21 protein-coding genes are annotated in these 18,817 nt (G+C 68.7%); 7 read left to right on the top strand and 14 right to left on the bottom strand.

The features are described 5' to 3' along the window. Entirely contained in the window at window positions 1-339 is a 339-nt protein-coding gene (locus tag RT97_RS10015) for an Mpo1-like protein (protein ID WP_042578624.1), read from the bottom strand. A 109-nt stretch (window positions 340-448) separates the two neighbouring features. Here RT97_RS10015 and RT97_RS10010 point away from each other — a divergent pair, with 109 nt between their 5' ends. The 3 genes from RT97_RS10010 to RT97_RS10000 are packed head-to-tail and all read left to right on the top strand — an operon-like array spanning window position 449 to window position 2,582. Further along, the gene (locus RT97_RS10010; RefSeq protein WP_042578623.1) at window positions 449-850 is read left to right on the top strand and encodes a thioredoxin family protein; all 402 of its coding nucleotides are present in this window, start codon (window positions 449-451) and stop codon (window positions 848-850) included. 15 nt (window positions 851-865) lie between these two features. Then, window positions 866-1,528, top strand: a complete 663-nt coding sequence (locus tag RT97_RS10005) for an NAD-dependent epimerase/dehydratase family protein (protein ID WP_042578622.1) — start codon at window positions 866-868, stop codon at window positions 1,526-1,528. A gap of 55 nt (window positions 1,529-1,583) precedes the next feature. After that, entirely contained in the window at window positions 1,584-2,582 is a 999-nt protein-coding gene (locus tag RT97_RS10000; RefSeq protein ID WP_253278200.1) for a Bug family tripartite tricarboxylate transporter substrate binding protein, read from the top strand. 8 nt (window positions 2,583-2,590) lie between these two features. Here the strand turns inward: RT97_RS10000 and RT97_RS09995 are convergent, their stop codons facing one another. Beyond that, the gene (locus RT97_RS09995) at window positions 2,591-3,406 is read right to left on the bottom strand and encodes an alpha/beta fold hydrolase (RefSeq protein ID WP_042578621.1); all 816 of its coding nucleotides are present in this window, start codon (window positions 3,404-3,406) and stop codon (window positions 2,591-2,593) included. Between the two features lies 1 nt (window position 3,407). After that, window positions 3,408-4,718 (bottom strand): O-acetylhomoserine aminocarboxypropyltransferase, encoded by a 1,311-nt coding sequence (locus RT97_RS09990; protein WP_042578620.1) that lies wholly within the window; start codon window positions 4,716-4,718, stop codon window positions 3,408-3,410. Between the two features lie 152 nt (window positions 4,719-4,870). On the opposite strand from RT97_RS09990, the gene RT97_RS09985 reads away from it, so the two are divergent. Then, window positions 4,871-5,326: a CBS domain-containing protein gene (locus RT97_RS09985; protein WP_042578619.1), complete on the top strand. Its 456-nt coding sequence runs from the start codon at window positions 4,871-4,873 to the stop codon at window positions 5,324-5,326. Window positions 5,327-5,351: 25 nt separating this feature from the next. Here the strand turns inward: RT97_RS09985 and RT97_RS09980 are convergent, their stop codons facing one another. Continuing rightward, complete coding sequence (locus tag RT97_RS09980; RefSeq protein ID WP_042578649.1) at window positions 5,352-6,329, bottom strand: Bug family tripartite tricarboxylate transporter substrate binding protein; 978 nt, start codon at window positions 6,327-6,329, stop codon at window positions 5,352-5,354. A gap of 8 nt (window positions 6,330-6,337) precedes the next feature. After that, window positions 6,338-7,429: an adenosine deaminase family protein gene (locus RT97_RS09975; RefSeq protein WP_172672181.1), complete on the bottom strand. Its 1,092-nt coding sequence runs from the start codon at window positions 7,427-7,429 to the stop codon at window positions 6,338-6,340. Window positions 7,430-7,524: 95 nt separating this feature from the next. Here RT97_RS09975 and RT97_RS09970 point away from each other — a divergent pair, with 95 nt between their 5' ends. Then, window positions 7,525-8,487 carry a LysR family transcriptional regulator gene (locus RT97_RS09970; protein ID WP_042578617.1) on the top strand — a complete coding sequence of 321 codons (963 nt, stop codon included), beginning with the start codon at window positions 7,525-7,527 and terminating at the stop codon, window positions 8,485-8,487. Window positions 8,488-8,719: 232 nt separating this feature from the next. Here RT97_RS09970 and RT97_RS09965 read toward each other — a convergent pair whose 3' ends face one another. Further along, the gene (locus tag RT97_RS09965; RefSeq protein WP_042578616.1) at window positions 8,720-9,937 is read right to left on the bottom strand and encodes a polyhydroxyalkanoate depolymerase; all 1,218 of its coding nucleotides are present in this window, start codon (window positions 9,935-9,937) and stop codon (window positions 8,720-8,722) included. 82 nt (window positions 9,938-10,019) lie between these two features. Here RT97_RS09965 and RT97_RS09960 point away from each other — a divergent pair, with 82 nt between their 5' ends. After that, entirely contained in the window at window positions 10,020-10,676 is a 657-nt protein-coding gene (locus RT97_RS09960; RefSeq protein ID WP_042578615.1) for a glutathione S-transferase, read from the top strand. Here RT97_RS09960 and RT97_RS09955 read toward each other — a convergent pair. The 6 genes from RT97_RS09955 to RT97_RS09930 are packed head-to-tail and all read right to left on the bottom strand — an operon-like array spanning window position 10,673 to window position 14,849. Beyond that, the gene (locus tag RT97_RS09955) at window positions 10,673-11,020 is read right to left on the bottom strand and encodes a DOPA 4,5-dioxygenase family protein (protein WP_042578614.1); all 348 of its coding nucleotides are present in this window, start codon (window positions 11,018-11,020) and stop codon (window positions 10,673-10,675) included. The two genes, RT97_RS09960 and RT97_RS09955, sit on opposite strands and share 4 nt — an antisense overlap. A 7-nt stretch (window positions 11,021-11,027) precedes the next feature. Further along, complete coding sequence (locus tag RT97_RS09950; RefSeq protein WP_042578613.1) at window positions 11,028-11,666, bottom strand: DUF4166 domain-containing protein; 639 nt, start codon at window positions 11,664-11,666, stop codon at window positions 11,028-11,030. Then, a complete protein-coding gene (locus RT97_RS09945) occupies window positions 11,663-12,712 on the bottom strand; it encodes an SRPBCC domain-containing protein (RefSeq protein WP_155403773.1) in 1,050 nt (349 codons plus the stop codon). Before RT97_RS09945 ends, RT97_RS09950 begins: the two co-directional genes overlap by 4 nt. Before the next feature lie 43 nt (window positions 12,713-12,755). Further along, entirely contained in the window at window positions 12,756-13,706 is a 951-nt protein-coding gene (locus RT97_RS09940) for an SAM-dependent methyltransferase (protein ID WP_042578612.1), read from the bottom strand. A 58-nt stretch (window positions 13,707-13,764) separates the two neighbouring features. Further along, the gene (locus RT97_RS09935) at window positions 13,765-14,196 is read right to left on the bottom strand and encodes a thiol-disulfide oxidoreductase DCC family protein (protein WP_042578611.1); all 432 of its coding nucleotides are present in this window, start codon (window positions 14,194-14,196) and stop codon (window positions 13,765-13,767) included. A 59-nt stretch (window positions 14,197-14,255) separates the two neighbouring features. Then, the gene (locus tag RT97_RS09930; RefSeq protein ID WP_042578610.1) at window positions 14,256-14,849 is read right to left on the bottom strand and encodes a GbsR/MarR family transcriptional regulator; all 594 of its coding nucleotides are present in this window, start codon (window positions 14,847-14,849) and stop codon (window positions 14,256-14,258) included. A 119-nt stretch (window positions 14,850-14,968) separates the two neighbouring features. On the opposite strand from RT97_RS09930, the gene RT97_RS09925 reads away from it, so the two are divergent. Further along, the gene (locus tag RT97_RS09925) at window positions 14,969-16,075 is read left to right on the top strand and encodes a PA0069 family radical SAM protein (protein ID WP_042578609.1); all 1,107 of its coding nucleotides are present in this window, start codon (window positions 14,969-14,971) and stop codon (window positions 16,073-16,075) included. A 31-nt stretch (window positions 16,076-16,106) separates the two neighbouring features. On the opposite strand, the gene RT97_RS09920 is transcribed toward RT97_RS09925, so the two are convergent. Together RT97_RS09920 and RT97_RS09915 are read right to left on the bottom strand one after the other, a co-directional pair. After that, entirely contained in the window at window positions 16,107-17,552 is a 1,446-nt protein-coding gene (locus tag RT97_RS09920) for an efflux transporter outer membrane subunit (protein ID WP_042578608.1), read from the bottom strand. After that, entirely contained in the window at window positions 17,549-18,802 is a 1,254-nt protein-coding gene (locus RT97_RS09915; protein ID WP_042578607.1) for an efflux RND transporter periplasmic adaptor subunit, read from the bottom strand. The genes RT97_RS09920 and RT97_RS09915 overlap by 4 nt, the downstream gene beginning before the upstream one ends. Between the last annotated feature and the right edge of the window lie 15 nt (window positions 18,803-18,817).

Below are 18,817 nucleotides of genomic sequence, written 5' to 3'. Positions count from 1 at the left end.
CTAGATCTTCACCTTGCCCAGCCAGATGTCGCGGTACATCGCCCAGTCGCCCATGAAGGAATAGAGCGGCCGCTTGAACGAGGCCGGCTTGTTCTTCTCGAAGCCGAAGTGCCCCACCCAGGCGAAGGCGTAGCCCACCAGCACCCCGGCCAGGAGCCACCACGGGTTGAGCGTGACCGCCAGCGCCACGAGGCACAGCAGCGACAGCGTCGAGCCCGCGAAGTGCAGGCGCCGGCAGGTGCGGTTGGCGTGCTCGGTCAGGTAGAACGGGTAGAACCCCGCGAAGCTCTTGAAACGGCGCGGATCGACGGCAGATTCCGGGGCGGTCGTGGTGTTCATGGGCTTGTCTCCTGGCGCCGGAGCGCCTTGTGTGGGCTTTGTCCATAATAGCCACGACCCTGCGGCCGCACCACCCCGGCCACCCCTTCACACCACCGACGCATCAGCCTTGAGCGCCTTGCCCGATCCCTCCGCAGCCACAGATTCCGCCGGCCCCGCCGATCCGGCCGGCAATGCGCCGTGGGTCGTGTGCCTGTGCGCCGAATGGTGCGGCACCTGCCGCGACTACCGCCCGCTGTTCGAGCAGGTGGCACGCGCGCATCCGCAGTTGCGCTTCGGCTGGGTCGACATCGAGGACCACGCCGACATCGCCGACGGGTTCGACGTCGAGACCTTCCCCACGCTGCTGGTCGCCGGTGCCGACGGCACGCGCTTCCTGGGCCCGCTGCTGCCGCATGCCGAAACCTTGTCGCGCATGCTCGGCGCCTTGCAGACGCCGCAGCCTTCGAGCCTCGACGTCGACCTGCTCCTCGCCGTGCTGAACAAGAAGCCCGGAACGTTCTCGGTTTAACCGGACCCGTCTCCCATGAACATCCTGATCTTCGGTGCCACCGGCATGGTGGGGCAGGGCGTGCTGCGCGAGTGCCTTCTGGCCCCCGATGTGGAACGGGTCGTCGCGATCGGCCGCACGGCGACCGGAAAGCAAGACCCCAAGCTGCAGGAGCTGGTCGTGAAGGACATGTACGACTATTCGGCGGTCGAGCAGCAGCTGAAGGGCTTCGACGCCTGCTTCTTCTGTCTGGGCGTCTCGTCGGTCGGCATGAAGGAAGACGACTACCGCCGCATCACCTACGACCTCACGATGGCCGCGGCCACCGTGCTTGCGCGGCTCAACCCGGGCATGACTTTCACCTACATCACGGGCGCCGGCACCGACAGCAGCGAGCGCGGCAGCAGCATGTGGGCGCGCGTGAAGGGCGCGACCGAGAACGCCTTGCTGCGCCTGCCGTTCAAGGCGGCCTACATGTTCCGCCCCGGCGCGATCCAGCCGCTGCACGGCGCGCGCTCCAAGACGCCGCTGTACCACGGCATCTACGTGGTGATCGCCCCGCTCCTGAGCCTGGCCTTGCGGCTCTGGCCGGACAAGATGACGACCACCGAGCAGATCGGCCTGGCCATGCTGGCCGTGGCCCGCGGCGGCACGCCAAAGGTGCTGCTCGACCCGGCGGACATCAACGCGCTGCGTTGACCGGCCGACCTTCGCGACCCGCCGTGGCCCCTCATTCTCCGTGCCCACGCGCCCCTTGAAACAGACCGCCTTCGGCATCTCGCGCCGCGTGCTTCTGTTTGGCGCCTCGGGCGCGGCACTGGCGGCGCATGCGGCGGGAGCGGGCCTGGGGCCCTGGCCGCAGAAACCGATCCGCCTCGTCGTTCCGCTCGCGGCGGGCGGCGGCACGGACATCGTGGCGCGCATGATCGGCCAGGCTCTCTCGCAGCAGCTTGGCCAGCCCATCGTGATCGACAACCGGCCCGGCGCCTCCACCCTCATCGGCACCGAGATCGTGGCCCGCGCCCGGCCCGACGGCCACACGCTATTGCTGGCGGGCTCCACCAGCTACAGCGTGAACCCGGCACTGCGCGCCGCCCGCGCCTATCGCCCGTCGCGCGACCTGGCCCTCATCGCCATCGTGGCGCGGGTGCCGCTGGTGCTGGTCGTGGGCAGCGCAGCGCCGTGGAACTCGCTGACCGAGCTCATCGATGGGGCGAAGGCGCGTCCCGGGCGCATCCGCTATGCCACCTTCGGCACCGCATCGGGATCGCACCTCACGGGCGAACTGTTCGCGCTGGCCGCGGGCATCCAGTTGCAGGACATCGCGTACCGGGGCAGCAGCCAGGCGCTGGTGGGCGTGATGGGCGGGGAGGTCGAGATGGGCATCGACACCGTGGCCTCGGTCGCGCCCTACGTGCATTCGGGCAGGCTGCGCGCGCTGGGCGTCATGGGCGCTGCGCCCTCGAGCCTCCTGCCCGGCGTGCGCACGCTGGCAGAGCAGGGGCTGGCCGAGGCCAGCTTCGACGCCTGGTACGGCATTGCCGCACCGCCGCGCACGCCTGCGCCGGTGCTCGCCACGCTCACGCGCGCCATCGTGGAGACGATGGCCAGCCCCGCATTGCAGGCGCAGCTTCGCGCACAAGGCATCGAGCCGACGATGGTCGGCGCGGACGCCTTCATGGCGCAGATCGAGAAGGAGATCCCGCGCTACCGTGCGCTGGCGCACCGCGCGGGCATCGCCACGAACGAATAGTCCGCGGTTCAGGCCGCCGGAGAGCCGAGAAAATCGCGCAGTGCGAACAGCGTCTCGTCCGGTGCCTCGCTCATCAGCGAGTGGCCGGCACGCACCGTCACCACCTTCGCGTTGCGCGCCTTGCCGACCAGCGCCTTGGTGGCGCGCGCCGGCGTCATCTGGTCGGCATCGCCGAGCAGGAACAGCACCGGGCACTGCACCGCATCCATCGCGGCATCGCCCCCCGCGTAGTCGTTGCAGGCCTTGAAGCCGATGTGGAACACGTTGTGCGTGCGGTTGCTCGCGAGCACGCGGCGCATGAGCGCGCGCGAGCTGCCGTAGAGCCAGGTGCCGGGACCCAGCGACGAGGGCGGCGGTGCGAGCAGCGAATGCGAGAAGGTGTTGACCATCGCGATCGCGCGCTGCGGGTCGTTGAGCGCGCCCTCGAGCAGCGCCGGCGACACCACCATCGGATAGGCCGTGCCCACCAGCGCCAGGTGCGTCACGCGATCGGGCTTGCGCGAAGCCGCTTCTAACGCGATCAGCGAGCCGAAGCTGTGCCCCACGAGCGCCGCCTTCTGCACGCCGGCCGCGTCGAGCAGCGCGACGACGAACTGCGCGGCCTCTTCCACGCTCGCGGGCGGCGGTCCTTCGCTCTTGCAATGGCCCGGCAGGTCGACCGCGAGCACGTTCCAGCCATGGTTGGCGAACCAGCGGCTCTGCAGGATCCACACGCTGTGGTCGTTGAGCACGCCGTGGATGAAGGCGACCGTGGGTCTGGCCGGATCGAAGGGCTTGCCGCCGGTGTAGCAGTAGGTGGCGTGGCCGTTGACGGTGTAGTGCATGTCAGGCACCCACCTTTTCCGCGGCCTTCAGGGCGCGCTTCAAGTCGTCGATCAGGTCGGCGGGGTCTTCGAGCCCGATCGAGAGACGGATCGTTCCCTGCGAAATGCCCGCGCCCGCGAGCGCTTCGTCGGTCATGCGAAAGTGCGTGGTGCTGGCCGGATGGATCACCAGGCTGCGGCAGTCGCCCACGTTGGCCAGGTGGCTGAAGAGCTTGAGCGCCTCGATGAACGCCTTGCCCTGCGCACGGCTGCCCTTGATGTCGAAGCTGAACACCGCGCCCGCGCCGCGCGCGCCGTGGCGCAGCAGCTTCTGCGCGAGTGCGTGGCTCGGGTGCGACTCGATCAGCGGATGTCCCACACGCGAGACGAACGGATGGCTCGCGAGGAACTGGACCACCTTCTGCGTGTTGTCGATGTGCCGCTCCATGCGCAGCGGCAGCGTCTCGATGCCCTGCAGGATGAGCCACGCGGTGTGCGGGCTCATCGAGGCACCGAAGTCGCGCAGGCCCTCGCGGCGTGCGCGCAGGAGGAAGGCGCCGACGGTGCTTTCCTCGCTGAAGACCATGTTGTGGAAGCCGTCGTAGGCCTGGGTGAGCTCGGCGAATTTGCCCGACTTTTCCCAGTCGAAGCTGCCGCCATCGACCACCACGCCGCCGATCACCGTGCCGTGGCCCGAGAGGAACTTGGTCGCCGAGTGATAGACCAGGTCGGCGCCCCAGTCGAAGGGCTTGATGAGGTAGGGCGAGGTGAGCGTGGAATCGACCAGCAGCGGCACGCCGGCCTCATGTGCGATGTCGCTCACGGCGGGGATGTCCAGCACGTCGAGCCCGGGATTGCCCACCGTCTCGCCGAAGAAGAGCTTGGTCTCGGGCCGTACCGCGGCGCGCCAGCCGTCCAGGTCGCCGGGCTTCACGAACGTGGTCTCGATGCCGAAGCGGCGCATCGTGTAGTGCAGCAGGTTCTGCGAGCCGCCGTAGAGGGCGGTGCTCGCCACGATGTGCGAGCCGGCGCCCATCAGCGTGGCGATCGACAGGTGCAGCGCGGCCTGTCCGCTCGCGGTGGCGATGGCGCCGATGCCGCCTTCGAGCGCCGACACCCGCTGCTCCAGCACCGCGTTGGTCGGGTTGCTGATGCGCGAATACACGTGGCCCGCGCGCTCCAGGTTGAAGAGCGCGGCCGCATGGTCGCTCGACTCGAATACGAACGAGGTGGTCAGGTGGATCGGCACCGCCCGCGCGCCGGTGGCGGGGTCGGGCGAGGCGCCGGCGTGCAGCGCGAGGGTGTCGAAACCGGGGTCGGAATAGCCGGGCATGAGGGCCTTTCTGTTGTCTCTACGCAATGCCCCGTTACGTCTGCAAAGCATGCGTGGGCGACAGGGGCGTTCAGGTCGGCGTCGATTGTGGGCTATATTCAAATCGGCACCCCGCCCAGTACGAGAGTTCGAGAGTCCGAGAGGAGCACACGATGAAAGTCAGCGACATCCTTCGCGTCAAGGGCAACACGCTCTTCACCATCACGCCAGACGACCTGCTGGCAGAAGCCGCCACCACGATGGCGGAAAAGGACATCGGCTCCCTGGTGGTCATGGAACACGGCGACCTGGTGGGCATGCTCACTTTCCGCGAAGTTATCGTGGCCATCGTGGGCAACGGCGGACAGGTCGGGACCACGCTGGTGCGCAAGGCCATGGACGACGCCCCCGTCACCTGCACCCTGGAAACCGACCTCGACGAGATCCGCCGCATCATGCTGGAGCGCCACGCGCGCTACATGCCCGTGATGGACAAGCGCATGCTGATGGGCGTGATCAGCTTCTACGACGTGGCCAAGGCCGTGGTCGACAGCCAGAACTTCGAGAACAAGATGCTCAAGGCCTACATCCGCGACTGGCCGGCGGAAGACGAGAGCAAGACCGGCTGATCTGCCGGCCCGGCCGCTAGCAGCATCACTCCTTGATGTTGGCGGTCTGCACGATCTTCTGATTGCGGCTGTATTCGGCCTGCACGAACTTCCCGAACGCCTCCGGCGTGCCGCTGCCCGGCAGCGCGCCTTGCTCCATCAGCTTGGAGCGCACCCCTTCCTCCTGCAGCACCGCATTGAGTTCCTGGTTGATCTGCGCAACCACCGCCGGCGACGTCTTCGCGGGCGCGAAGATGCCCGTCCAGCTCACCATGTCGAAGCCTTTGAGGCCCGGCATCTCGTCGAAGGTGGGCACGCCGGGCAGCGCGGCCAGGCGCTTGTTGCTGGTGATGCCCAGCGCCTTCAGCCGCTTGCCGTTCACATGCGGAATGGCGCTGGTGCTCACCAGCATCGCGAGGTCGACCTGGTTGCCGATCACGTCGGTGGCGATCTGCGCGCCGCCGCGGTACGGCACGTGCGTGACGAAGATGCCGCTGCGCTCCTTGAGCAGTTCCATCGCCAGCTGCAGCACGGTGCCCACGCCCGAGGTCGCGTAGTTGTACTGGCCAGGCTTGGCCTTCGCGAGCTTCACGAAGTCGGCGAAGGTCTGCGCCTCCAGGCCCGGCCTTGCCACCAGCACCATCGGCGCCGTGTTGAGCAGGCCCACCGGCGCGAGGTCCTTGAGCGGATCGAAGCGGAAGGCCGTCGGGTTCACCAGCTTGCCGATGGCGATCGCGCTGTCGGGGCCGACCACCAGCGTGTAGCCGTCGGGCGCTGCATTCACCGCCTTGGCTACGCCGATGGCCCCGCCCGCGCCGCTCACGTTGTCGATCACGACCGATTGCTTCAACCGCTCGCCCAGGCGCTGCGCGACCAGGCGCGCGTTGACGTCCACGCTGCCGCCGGCCGTGTAAGGAACGATCAGCGTGATGGGCTTGGCCGTCGGCCATGCCTGGGCGAGCGCGGCGGTGGGCAGGGCGGCGCAGAGCGCGGCGGCGAGGAGAAGGCGGCGGGGCGTGTTCATGGCGTGGTTCATCCGGCAATAGAAGAGGTGGGTTCGATGTCGAGGCGGGCGCGCAGCGTGTCGAACGCCTCGCTCCACTGCGTGCGCCATGCGCGGCGCTGGGTGTCGTCGATCCAGGCGCCATCGAGGCCGTTGTGCATGAAGCCGCGCAGGTCATCCAGGCCGAAGCCGAAGTCGCGCACCATCATCAGCCAGGCCCCGGTGGGCGTGACCTTGTGCAGCGTCGGGTCGTCGGTGTTGGGGTGGATGCGAAGGCCCAGGCCCGGCATGCGGCGGATCGGATGGTCCAGCGCCCAGCGCTCGGGCGGCAGCGTGCGCAGGTAGTACGAGTTGGTCGGCACCACGGTGAAGAGCACGCCGCGCTCGGCGCATTCGCGCGCGAAGTCGGGCTGGTCGACCACCGTGTAGCCGTGGTCGATGCGGTCCACCTGCAGCACGTCGAGCGCGGTGCGCACGTTCGTCCAGGGCATGCCGAACTCGCCGGCGTGCGCGGTGGTCTTGAGGCCCGCCTTCTTCGCCGCGGCATAGGCCTCGGTGAACAGTTCGGGCGGCCGGTCGTTCTCGCGGTAGTCGATGCCGATGCCGATCACCTTGTCGCAGCGGTGGGCCTTGACCCACGCGACCATCTCCAGCGCCGCCTGCGGGCTCGCCTCGCGGTCGATGGCCGCGATGAGCCGGCCGGTGATGCCGAACTCCTGCTGCGCGTCCTGTATCGCGCGCACGATCGCGGCCTGCGCCATCGGGTACGGAATGCCCGAGGCGTGGACCGTGCCGGTCGGGTTCCAGAAGAACTCGGCGTAGCGCACGTTGTGCGAGGCCGCGTCCTGCAGGTATTCGAGCGTGAGCTGGTACAGGTCGCCGGGGCCGCGCACCAGTTGGGCGTCGAGCGCGCGCAGCACCCGCAGCACGCCGACCGGTTTCTCGCCGCGCGTATAGAAGCCTTCGATCTCGTCGGCCGCGAGCGGCGCGCCGGCGCGCAGGTTCAGCTGCTTGAACGTCTCGTGGCGCACCGTGCCGAACAGATGGCAGTGCAGCTCGACCTTGGGGATCGCGCGCAGGAACGATTCCAGGGTAAATGCAGGCGGGATGGGGCTGGTCATGCTGACCAGTCTAGGCAGCCGAGGCCCATAAGGAAAATTTTGAATTTCTATAATTTGATTCACCGGATCAATAACCACCAGTGACTGGAGATGCCATGGCCACTGCCGCCTTGCCCCTGCGTGCGCTCACGCTGCGCCAGCTGCAGTTCTTCTCGGTGCTGGTGGAGGAGGGGCAGTTCGGCCGCGCAGCCCGGCGCCTGGCCATCACGCAGCCCGCGCTCAGCAACGCCATCAAGCAGATGGAAAAGCTGCTCGGCGCCGAGCTGCTCACCCGTTCCACCCACCGCCTCGAACTCACGCCCGTGGGCGCCGAGGTGCTCGCGCGCACCGACTTCCTGGTCAACACCTTCGAGGTGGCGCTGCGCGACATCGAGAGCACCGTGCAGCGCGGCCGCGCCTTCGTGCGCGTGGGCGTGATCCCCTCGGCTGCCGCGCGCGTCGCCGCGGCCGTGAGCGAATTCCTCCAGCGGGACGGCCAGCGCGAGGTCGAGCTCGCCTGGCGCGATGCGCCCTCGACCACCCTGCTGGCCGAGTTGCGCAGCGGCCAGCTCGACATGGCGGTGGCCGCCATCACCGAGCCGCCGAACGGCCTGACCTGCATCGACCTGTTCCGCGACCCGCTCGTGCTGGTGGTGCGCCGCGACCACCCGCTGGCCGCGGCCGGCGATGCGGATTGGGAGGCCATCGGCAGCGAGCGCCTCGTGCTGTTCGAGAGCGGCAGCATGCCCGCGCTGGGCAACCCGGCGCGCGGGCAGTTCGCGCAGGGCGCGGAGCCGTACCGCGTGAGCTATTCCGAAACGCTCTATGCGCTGGTGCGCAGCGGCCAGGCGCTCGGGTTGATGCCGCGCCTGTACACCACGTCGCTGCGCGACCCGGAGCTCGCGGTGGTGCCGCTGCAGAAGCCCCGCATCGAGCGCCGCGTGGTGCTGGCCTATCTCCCGGGGCCGATGCGCAACGTGGTGGCGCAGGATCTCATCGCGTTGCTGCGCGACAGGTTGCCGCAGGCCGGGGAGGTGACGGTGCGCCGCATGACCAGGAGGACGCGCGCGCGGCGTTAGCGAAGTTTGCGGCGTCACGGCTCGATGCCGTCGAGAAGATAGAGGGGGTCACAAACTGTGATCACCTCTCGAAGCTGAAGTCTTGCAGATCACTGCCGTACGCATTCACGGAGTTCGAGGCAGGTCTTCGAGGCGATCCGCGAACTGACGATGCTGCCCAAGCGACCGATAGGGTTTGTGACGACCGAAGACAAGAAGGGCTGAGCGGCGGCGCTTGGATGCACCCGCGTGATCAGTGCAACTCCGACGCGGCGTGGATCGTCTCGCGGACCCGCGGATAGATCTGCGCGTTCCACTTGCTGCCGCTGAACACGCCGTAGTGCCCGACGCCCGCCTGGAGGTGGTGCGTCTTGAGGTATGGCCGGATACCGGTGCAGAGGTCTTGCGCGGCCACCGTCTGCCCGACCGCGCAGATGTCGTCGCGCTCGCCTTCGACCGTGAGCAGCGCGGTGCGTCGGATGGCCGCAGGGTTCACCGTGCGGTCGCCCACGGTGAGCACGCCGCGCGGCAGGTCGTAGGTCTGGAACACCCGCTCCACCGTCTCCAGGTAGAACTCGGCCGGCAGGTCGTTCACCGCGAGGTACTCTTCGTAGAAGTTGGCGATGGTGCCGGCCTTCTCGATGTCGCCTTCCACCAGGTGCTGGAACATGTCCTGGAACTGCTTCTTGTGGCGCTCGGGGTTCATGCTCATGAAGGCCGAGAGCTGCAAAAAGCCCGGGTACACCCGCCGCATCGCGCCCGCATGCGGCCACGGCACGTGGCTGATGAGGTTGCGGCGGAACCACTCGATGGGCTTGCTGGTTGCGAGCACGTTCACGCCCGTGGGGTTGATGCGGCAATCGACGGGCCCCGCCATCAGCGTGAGGCTGCGCGGCGTGGCGGGGTTGTCGTCCTCGGCCATGAGCGCGGTGGCAGCCAGCGCGGCTACGCAAGGCTGGCAGACCGCCACCATGTGCGCGCCGGGGCCGATGGCCTCGAGGAACCGGATGAGCTGCAGCGTGTAGTCGTCCAGGCTGAAGCCGCCATGCCACAGCGGCACGTCGCGCGCGTTGTGCCAGTCGGTCAGGTACACGTCGTGGTCGCGCAGCAGGGTGCGCACGGTTTCGCGCAGCAGCGTGGCGAAATGGCCCGACAGTGGTGCAACCAGCAGCACGGGCGGGTGCACGGTCTTGATGTCCTTTCGGAAGTGCAGCAGCGTTCCGAACGGCGAGACCAGCGTTTTCTCTTCGTGGACAACCACTTGCGCGCCATCGACCATCACCGAGTCGATGCCGTAGGCGGGCCGCGAGTGCGTCAGCCGCATGCGCGAGAACACATCGAACTGGGCCGCCAGGCGCCGCATCATGGTGCGGTCGGTCCCGTCCTTCCAGAGCGCCTTGCCCCAGTACTGCGCCGCGAGCCGCATGGGCGAGAGCAGGTCGGCTTGGTTCTGGTAGGCCCGGTACAGCATGGCTTGGATGCAGGCAAGTTGCGGGCCAGTACCAAGTGGCATGGCGCTTGCACGCGAAGCAGCAACGTCAAGGAGCTTCCCGATGGCCAAACCCGTTCTCACCATCAGCAGCAAGAACTACGGCGCGTGGTCGCTGCGTGGCTGGCTGATGTGCAGGCTGGCGGGGCTGGACTTCAGCGAGAAGATCATTCCGCCCGACGATCCGGCCATGAAGGCCGAGATGCTGCTGCTCTCTTCCTCGATGCTGGTGCCGTCGCTGCAGCACGGTGGCGTGAAGGTGTGGGACACGCTGGCCATCGGCGAATACCTCCACGAGATCAAGCCCAAGGCCGGGCTGCTGCCCGCCGACGCAGCGGCCCGCGCGCACTGCCGCGCGATCTGCGGCGAGATGCATTCGGGCTTCTCCTCGATGCGCGGCGCGCTGCCGATGAACATCAAGGCCCACTTCAAGAACTTCAAGGTGTGGTCGCGCGCGCAGGCCGACATCGACCGCATCGTGGCGATCTGGCGCGAGTGCCTGAAGGCCTACGGCGGGCCGTTTTTGTTCGGCAAGCAGCCGGGCATTGCCGATGCGATGTATGCGCCGGTGGTCACGCGGTTCCTGAGCTACGACGTGGCGCTCGACAGTGCGTGCGCGGCCTACTGCAAGCGGGTGATGGAGCTGCCGGCGATGAAGGAGTGGGTGGCGGCGGCCAAGCAGGAGCCGGAGGAAATCGACGAGCTGGACGCGGAGTTCTAGCGCCGGAACATCCGCAGGTCGAGCGCGCTTCCTTCGCCGAGCCACATCGCATGCGCCGTGTGGTCGGCGAGGTAGTCGCCCGTCACTCCGTGCACGAAGATGTCCAGGCCGTCGCGGTTGGCGTCGAGCCATGCGATGACCTGGTCGAACTCGGCCGCATCGAACGCGAGCTGGCAGCTCCAGTGCGGATGCGGCCCCACGAGCCGCTCGTGCACGCGGCCCACGACGACCATCAGCTCGCGGCCCGCGCGCTCGCAGAGCTCGCGCGCCTGCGCCACCGTGGCGGGGGCGAAGTAGACGTGGGCGTGGTACTGGGGATAGAGGTTCTCGGGGCGGCGCGGCATGGTGCGCTCATTGTGAACCCAGGCGCGGGCCCAGGTGGAAGCGCCCGCTGTAGCGGAACACGTCGCCGAACCAGCGGTGGCGCAGCAGCATCTTCATCGTGAAGTGATCGGGGCTCGTGGGGTCGGGCCGTTCCTCGACGTACGCGGTGCCCATGAAGAGCCCGAGCGGCAGCGGGATGCGCAGGCTCGCGATGCGCCAGACGTAGCCCTTGTCGCGAAACACCAGCGCGCCGTCTTCCGCGCTCACCGCCAGGCGCATGCCGATGCCGAAGCGAACGTACTCGACCACCTCGGCGCCGTGCGCGGCGGTGTGTTCCATGTGCGAGCGGAAGTGGAAGGGCTGGCGGCCCGCGAAGTGGAAGACGCGGTCCCAGTACAGGTTGGCGTCGTCGGGGTGGCAGCGGTAGTGCACCTCGATCGGCACGTCGGTGCCGGTGTAGGGCACGAGCGCGCCGAAGAGGCGGCCCAAGGGCATCAGCAGCGCGGCCCACGGCGCGTGATGGACCTCGTTCATGGTGCCGCGCACGCACACGTAGGCGTCGGAGAACGGCGCCATCGTGTAGTGCCGGCGAATCACGTCGCCCAGGCGTTCCCAGTCCGCGCCGAGCGCCTGCTGGAAGACCGGCCGTGCGTTGCTGCGCGTCATTGCGCCGCCACCGCCACGGTGCCTTCGCTGCGCGCCTTGTAGAAGCGCAGGATGTGCTCCGCGCCGTCGCCGAGCAGGAAACCCGCGACCCGGTCCGCATACCAGTTGAAGCGCGTGCTCACGCGCCACGCCACCTCGACGCGCAGCTCGGTGCCGCCGTCCTTCGGGGTGAGTGTGAAGGCCGAGTCGCGCAGGTCGAAGTACTGGCCGCCGATCATCACGTGGTCGTCCAGTGCGCCGGCCGGAAACGAGTCGGGCGCGAATCGGTAGCGCCACTTGAGCAGCCGCCCGGGTTGCCACTCGGTGATGACCTCCTCGAAGTGCACGTTCTTCTGCCACAGCACCTTGCGTACGCGGCCTTCGGGCGTCTCCTCGGTCACGCCGGCCAGCGGCAGCGGCACGCCGATGCGGTAGGCCCAGGCGTCGTCGACTTCGGCGGGCCGGATGTCGCGCGCATTGTTGAGCTCGTGCCACACGCGCTCGGCCGGTGCGGCGATGAAGAGCGTGCGCGAGGTGGTCGAGAACTGGTCGGGGTTGGGCAGGTGCGGCTCGATGGCGCCGAGCACGAGCGGCAGCATCGCGAAGCTGTAGAGCGCGGGCCGGGGCCAGTTGGTGACGCGGCACACGAGGCCCATCGCGAGGCCGCCTACGCTGCCCATGACCGCGAAGAGCGGCACGATGACGACGGCGCAGATCATTCCCTCGATGAAGACCAGCAGCGTGCCGATGACGAAGAGCGCGGTCGAGACCCACGGCGCCCAGAGGTAGTAGCCCCAGCTGCGCCGCTCGATGCGCTCGGCCATGTACACCGTGACCGCGCCGCACACCGCGGGCGCGAGGTAGACGAAGGCGCCGAGCATCGCCGAGAACGGATGGCCCGGCCCGCCGCTGAAGGCGATGCGCAGCACGAGCGCGGCGGCCGCGCCGACCAGCAGCGGCCAGAACCAGGCGAAGGGCATGCGGCGGCGGGGCGGCTCTTCGTCTGCATCGAGGGGGGTGATGGGAGCCAGCTCGGAGAGCCTGCCTTCTTCGGATTCGGTGCGCATGGAAACGTCTTCTCCTCGTTGTGTTTTATCTGCCGGTGCGTTTTCAGTTGCTGCGCGTGGCGGTCACCATGCCGTAGTCGAAGTCGCGCCAGAACATGCCCAGCGCCAGCGCGCAATAGCTCGCCACGATGTGCTTGCGGCGCCACGGGCTCAGCCTGCCGCGTGCCTTCCAGAGTTCGGACAGTGTGAAGCGCGTGGCCAGCAGCGGGATGTGCAGCGCGCTCGGTGCGACGCGCCAGCGCAGCGACTTGAATTCGATGTCCTCGAAGCCGTGATCGCCGAGCGCCGCGGTGAAGTCGTCGCGCGTGGCCAGCGTGGGCACGGCCCAGCTGTCGGCCCAGAGGCGGTGCAGCCAGCCGGCGATGCGGCCGGGGTTCTTCCGCAAGAGGAAGCCGTCGATCACCACGAGCCGTGCGCCGGGCTTGAGCAGGCGCGCCGCCTCGCGCACGAAATCGGCCTTGGCGGTGCCCTCGGCATAGCAGGCGCTCTCCAGCGCCCAGGCGCCATCGGCCTGCGCGGCGGGAAGGCCCGTGCACGTGTAGTCGGCCTCGATGTGGGCCACGCGGTCGGCGACGCCCGCCGCCGCATCGAGCCGCGCGGCGATGCGGTTCTGCACCGGCACGTTCGTGACAGTGACCGCGTAGAGCGATGCGTCGTCGCCGACCAGCGTGCGTGCGGTGGCGCCGGCGCCGCAGCCCATGTCGATGACGCAGCGGCGCGTGCCTGCGGCGGGTGGCGAATCATCGAGCCGCAGTGCGCGGCCGATCGCTCGGTTCATCTCGACCAGCATGCCTTCGCGGCGCAGCGGGTTGAGCCCCGCGCGCCAGAAGCCGAAGTGCATGTTGTAGCTCGGGCTCCAGGCGCTGTAGTCGACCGCCACTTCGGTGAAGTAGTCCTGCGTGTCCTCGGCCGTGACGGGGGCGCTGCCGCTGTGCGCGGATGCGTGGGGCGTGGCGGACGGCAGGCGGAAGTCGGGCTGGAAGACGGTGGGCATCGAGGCTCCTTTTGACGTTGGTTCTTGTTTTGCCCTGGCGCGTGACAGCGTGATCGGTTCAGAGGCGGCAGTGGTCGTCGGCGCAGGTGGCGGGCGCGATGGCGCCGCGGCCTGCCAGGCGTGCGACCAGCCAGCGGGGCAGGCGGTAGCGGTTGCGCGCGAGCACCGCATAGGCGCGGTCTGCGAGGGCGCCGACGATAGGCAGATCGAGCAGCGCGCCGCCCGCGGGCAGGCCGACCGCGGCGCGGCAAGCGCGGATCGCCGCGACGCCGGACAGAACCTGGCCTGCGGCATCGACCGCATGCATCGCCGTCATCAGCGCCTCGCGCGGTGCCGGGCCGGCGGAAAAGCCGGCAGGCGAACAGTCGACGAGGTTCAGCCGGCCCGCCGCGTCGCGTTCGCGCATCGCGCGCATCTCGGCCACGCACAGCGGGCAGGTGGCGTCGTAGTAGACGGTCAGCGGGTAGGTCGCGGCGGCGGTACGGGTCATGATGTTCTTGGTTCTCGATATTTCTGTCAGAACAGAAATTGATGGGCAAAAAAAGGAGGTCAGATCATCGGAAGGCTGGCGTGGTGCGCGTCCGGATCGTCGCCCTTGCCGGGAGGCGCGGCGGGCGCTGCATCGCCGCGCACGAACTTCTGCACGCTTGCCCCGAGCGTCAGCACCTTGTCGAGCGTGCCGGGCGAAAGCCGCAGCATTTCGTCGGCCCAGGTGGCGAGCTTGTTCATGAGGTCCATGGTGGAACGGATGCGGTCCTGCGCATCGGCCGGCTCCTTCTGGAAATCGGGGCTGGACACGAGCTCGCGCAGCACGCGGATGGTGGGATCGAACTCGCGCTCCTTGCGCTCGCGCACCACGGTGCGAAACAGCTCCCACACGTCGACGCTGGTCTCGAAATAGTCGCGCCGGTCGCCCAGGATGTGGGTCACGCGCACGAGGTTCCAGGCCTGCAGTTCCTTCAGGCTGTTGCTGATGTTGGAGCGGGCGACGCCCAGGGTGTCGCAGAGCTCTTCGGCGTGCATCGGCTTGCCGTGGGCGAAGAGCAGCGCGTGGATCTGCGAGACGGTGCGGTTGACGCCCCACATGGAGCCCATTTCGCCCCAGTGGACGACGAACTTGCGTTGAATTTCTGTGAGTTCCATGCGGTCGAGTCTAGGATTTCCTGAATTTCTGTCAAGAAAGAAATAGAAAATTCGACAGGCTCATGTGATTAGTGGAATACTGTATGAATAAACAGTAAATTCCATCCCGAGGATTTGCCATGCCACCCGCATCACCCTCATCCATCGTCCCCATCCACATCATCAAAGGCCGAGGCGCGGCCACGCGGCTGGCGCATCGCTTTTCCAAAGATGAGCGCAACGCCTTCGACGACGGCTGGGGCACGCTCGAAGAAGGCGCGGCCGAGGCCGACGAACTCATGCCGCTCGCGACCGAGGTGCGCTTGGAGGACGTGAAGTCGGTGCTCACCGGAAACGAGTCGCCCGACATCTACTTCGACCGGTCGCTCAACCCGTACCGCGGCTGCGAGCACGGTTGCATCTACTGCTTCGCGCGGCCTACCCACAGCTACCTGAACCTCTCGCCGGGCCTGGACTTCGAGACCAAGCTCATCGCCAAGCGCAACATCGTCGAGGTGCTGCGCGCCGAGCTCGGGCGCAAGGGCTATCGACCGAGCCAGATCGCGATCGGCACCGCCACCGATTGCTACCAGCCGATCGAGCGCGAGCTGCGGCTCACGCGCTCCGTCATCGAGTTGCTCAAGGAAGTGCGGCATCCGTTCGCGCTGGTCACCAAGTCGAGCGCCATCGAGCGCGACCTCGACCTGATCGGGCCGATGGCGGCCGAGCACCTCGCGGCGGTGTACGTGACCGTGACGACGCTCGACGGCGAACTCGCCCGCAAGCTCGAGCCGCGCGCCGCCGCGCCGCACCGGCGGCTGCGCACCATCCGCACCCTGGCCGAGGCGGGCGTGCCGGTGGGCGTGAGCGTGGCGCCGCAGATTCCCTTTGTCACCGAGGACATGGAGCACGTGCTCGAAGCCGCCTGGGAGGCCGGCGCGCGCAGCGCCTTCTACACCGTGGTGCGCCTGCCGTGGGAGGTGGCGCCTCTTTTCAAGGAATGGCTCGCGCTGCATTACCCGCAACGCGCGGACCGCATCATGGCCCGCATCCACGAGATGCGCGGCGGCAAGGACTACGACGCCGATTTCGCCACCCGCATGAAGGGCTCGGGCCTCTGGGCCGACCTGATCCACCAGCGCTTCCAGAAGGCGACGCAGCGCCTGGGCTTCAACCGCGAGCGCGTTCCGCTGGACCTCACGGCGTTCCGGCCGCCGGGAGCGGCGGGGCAGGGCAATCTGTTCTAGCGACCGCGCCGATGGACGGCGCCTGGTGCCGTCATTCCTTTTTTGCGAGCGGGCCGAGGGTGCCCGGGCCTTCCCAGTCGCCGCCCAGCGCCTTCACCAGAAACACCGCGGTCAAGAGACGCTGCCCCTGCAACTGCGCGGCCTGCCGCTCGACCGTCAGCAGCGATTGCTGCGAGGTGATCACATCCAGGTAGGTCGACGCGCCGCCTTCGTAGCGGCTGGTCGCCATGTCGAGCACGCGGCGCGCGGCGGCGACGGCCGCCTGCGCCTGCGTGGTGGCGCTGTCGAGCGCCGAGAGGCCTGTGATGCCGTCTTCCACTTCCTGCATCGCGGTGAGCACCGTGCGGCGGTAGTTGCCCACGGTGGCGTCGTAGCCGGCCCTGGCGAAGTCGACGTTCGCGCGCACGCGCCCACCGTCGAACAGCACCTGCGTGGCCGACACGCCCACCGACCACAGCAGGCTCGGTCCGTTGAACAGCGACTCGATCAACCGGCTGTCCACGCCCACGGTCGGCGAGATGATGAAGCTCGGATAGAACGCCGCGGTCGCAACGCCGATCTGCGCATTCGCGGCCGCCATCGATCGTTCGGCCGAAGCCACGTCGGGCCGGCGCTGGAGGATTTCGGACGGCACGCCGAGCGGCACCGCCGGGGGGCGGATCTCGCGCAGGTCCACCGGCAGCGCGAAGCTCGGCGCCGGCGTGCCGGTGAGCGTGGCGAGCGCGTGTTCGTACTGGGCGCGCTGCTTCTTCAGCACGTCGACCTGCGTCAGCGTGGTCTCCAGCAGCGCCTGCTGCTGCGCCACGTCGAGGCCCGAGACGGCGCCCAGGTCGTGCCGCGCCGTGACCAGCTCGAGCGCGCGGCGCTGCAGGCCGATGGAGCGCGAGATCACGTCGAGTTCGATGTCGGTCGAGCGCAGGTTGAAGTAGTTGTTCGCCACGTCGGCGGTGAGCACGAGGCGCGTGTTCGCGAGGTCGGCGGCCGACTGCTCGGCCGAGGCCGTCGCGCCTTCGACGGTGCGCTGCACGCGGCCCGCGAGGTCGAGCTCGTAGCTCGCGTTCAGCGACAGCGCGAAGTCGTTCTGCACCGTCGATGCGTTGGTGGTCGCGTAGTTCGTGAGCGGCCGGTTGGCCGAGATCTTCAGGCGCGAAGCGCGGGCGCCGAGGCCCAGCTGCGGGAACCGGCTGGCCGAGCTGACATCGAGATTGGCGCGCGCCTGGGCGAGCCGGGCGTTGGCGATCGTCAGCGTCGGGCTGCCGGCGAGGGCCTTGTCCTGCAGCGCGTCGAGCTGCGCATCGCTGAAGCGCTTCCACCACGGGCCCTTGTCGGCCACGTCGTTCGGCGTGGCCTGGCGCCAGGGCGCCTCGAGCGTCCAGCTGACGGGCAGCGGTGTCTCGGGCGTCTTGTAGTCGGGGCCGACCGCGCAGCCCGCGGCCAGCACGGCCGCGATGGCGGCGGCAATGACCCGCAGTCTCACGCCGGTTCCTTCTTCGCGGCTGCCTTCGCAGCGGGCGCGGGTTCGTCGGGCGCCACCGTCACCACGTCGCCTTCGGCGAGCGAGTCGGAGGGGTTGAGCACCATCCGGTCGTTGTTGCCGAGGCCGTCGATCACCTCGACGTTCTCGCCGTAGTTGCGGCCCAGCGTCACCGCGCGCAGGCCGACGCGGCCCTGCGCATCGACCACCGCGATGCGCGTGCCCTCGGCGCGGAACAGGAGCGCATTGGCCGGCACCGTGATCGTGCGGGCCGCGGCCAGCGGCAGCGACACCTGCACGTAGGCGCCCGGAAGCAGCACGCCGTCGCGGTTGGGCAGCGACACCTCGACCTGCATCATCCGCGTGGTCGCGTCGATGGAGCCCGAGGTGCGCGCCACCTCGCCCTTGAAGCTCTGGCCGCGCAGCTCGGACTGCGTCACCACCACAGGCTGGCCGGCCTTCACGAGCTGCGCATAGGCCTGCGGCACGTTGATGTACACGCGCAGCGGATCGGTCTGCGCCAGCATGAAGAGCGCGCGCCCGGCACCGCCGCCCGCGCCGGCATCGATGAGGTCGCCCACGTCCACGTTGCGGCGCGTGATGACGCCCGCGAACGGCGCGACGACGCGCTTGAAGCCTTCGGTCTGCTTCAGGCGCTGCACGTTGGCATCGGCGGCGGCCACGTTCGAGGTGGCCTGTGCGACGGCGCTGCGGCGCTCGTCCAGGTCCTGCTGGGAGACCACGTCCTTCTTGCGCAGGTTTTCCCAGCGCTCGGCCGTACTCTGCGCGAGCGAGAGGCCCGAGGCGGCCTGTGCGCGCGCGGCCACGGCCTGCGACAGCTGCTGGTCGATTTCGGGCGTTTCGATTTCCGCGAGCAGCTCGCCCTTTTCGACGCGGCTGCCGATGTCCTTGGTCCAGCGCTTCAGATACCCGCTCGCCCGCGCCGAGATCGGCGACTGCACGAAGCCCTGCAGCGTGCCCGGCAGCGCCAGCGTCTGGCCGGCGGTGGGCGTGCGCGGCAGCGCGGTCTGCACGTAGAGCTTGGCGCGCTCCGTGGTGCCCGCCTCGAGCGCGCGCGCGTTGGCGATGCGCACGAACACCGTGCGGGCCGCACCGAGCGCCAGCAGCACGAGCACGATCACGACGAGCCAGCGCGTGCGCTTGACGATCTGCCGGCGGCGCAGCAGTTCGCCTTCGCCTTCTTCGACGGCGATGGGGTGGATGGCCAATGCCGAGTGGCGTTGTTCCGTCATGACCAGCTCGGCGCC

Source organism: Variovorax paradoxus (assembly GCF_000834655.1).
In the GTDB taxonomy this organism is placed as follows: Bacteria; Pseudomonadota; Gammaproteobacteria; order Burkholderiales; family Burkholderiaceae_C; genus Variovorax; species Variovorax paradoxus_F.
This window is presented reverse-complemented; position numbering and strand designations above follow the sequence as displayed.

Coding starts and splice junctions, on each gene's coding strand:
- RT97_RS10015 (WP_042578624.1), bottom strand. CDS start 339: ATGAACACCACGACCGCCCCGGAATCTGCCGTCGATCCGCGCCGTTTC.
- RT97_RS10005 (WP_042578622.1), top strand. CDS start 866: ATGAACATCCTGATCTTCGGTGCCACCGGCATGGTGGGGCAGGGCGTG.
- RT97_RS09995 (WP_042578621.1), bottom strand. CDS start 3,406: ATGCACTACACCGTCAACGGCCACGCCACCTACTGCTACACCGGCGGC.
- RT97_RS09990 (WP_042578620.1), bottom strand. CDS start 4,718: ATGCCCGGCTATTCCGACCCCGGTTTCGACACCCTCGCGCTGCACGCC.
- RT97_RS09985 (WP_042578619.1), top strand. CDS start 4,871: ATGAAAGTCAGCGACATCCTTCGCGTCAAGGGCAACACGCTCTTCACC.
- RT97_RS09980 (WP_042578649.1), bottom strand. CDS start 6,329: ATGAACACGCCCCGCCGCCTTCTCCTCGCCGCCGCGCTCTGCGCCGCC.
- RT97_RS09975 (WP_172672181.1), bottom strand. CDS start 7,429: ATGACCAGCCCCATCCCGCCTGCATTTACCCTGGAATCGTTCCTGCGC.
- RT97_RS09970 (WP_042578617.1), top strand. CDS start 7,525: ATGGCCACTGCCGCCTTGCCCCTGCGTGCGCTCACGCTGCGCCAGCTG.
- RT97_RS09965 (WP_042578616.1), bottom strand. CDS start 9,937: ATGCTGTACCGGGCCTACCAGAACCAAGCCGACCTGCTCTCGCCCATG.
- RT97_RS09960 (WP_042578615.1), top strand. CDS start 10,020: ATGGCCAAACCCGTTCTCACCATCAGCAGCAAGAACTACGGCGCGTGG.
- RT97_RS09955 (WP_042578614.1), bottom strand. CDS start 11,020: ATGCCGCGCCGCCCCGAGAACCTCTATCCCCAGTACCACGCCCACGTC.
- RT97_RS09950 (WP_042578613.1), bottom strand. CDS start 11,666: ATGACGCGCAGCAACGCACGGCCGGTCTTCCAGCAGGCGCTCGGCGCG.
- RT97_RS09945 (WP_155403773.1), bottom strand. CDS start 12,712: ATGCGCACCGAATCCGAAGAAGGCAGGCTCTCCGAGCTGGCTCCCATC.
- RT97_RS09940 (WP_042578612.1), bottom strand. CDS start 13,706: ATGCCCACCGTCTTCCAGCCCGACTTCCGCCTGCCGTCCGCCACGCCC.
- RT97_RS09935 (WP_042578611.1), bottom strand. CDS start 14,196: ATGACCCGTACCGCCGCCGCGACCTACCCGCTGACCGTCTACTACGAC.
- RT97_RS09930 (WP_042578610.1), bottom strand. CDS start 14,849: ATGGAACTCACAGAAATTCAACGCAAGTTCGTCGTCCACTGGGGCGAA.
- RT97_RS09925 (WP_042578609.1), top strand. CDS start 14,969: ATGCCACCCGCATCACCCTCATCCATCGTCCCCATCCACATCATCAAA.
- RT97_RS09915 (WP_042578607.1), bottom strand. CDS start 18,802: ATGACGGAACAACGCCACTCGGCATTGGCCATCCACCCCATCGCCGTC.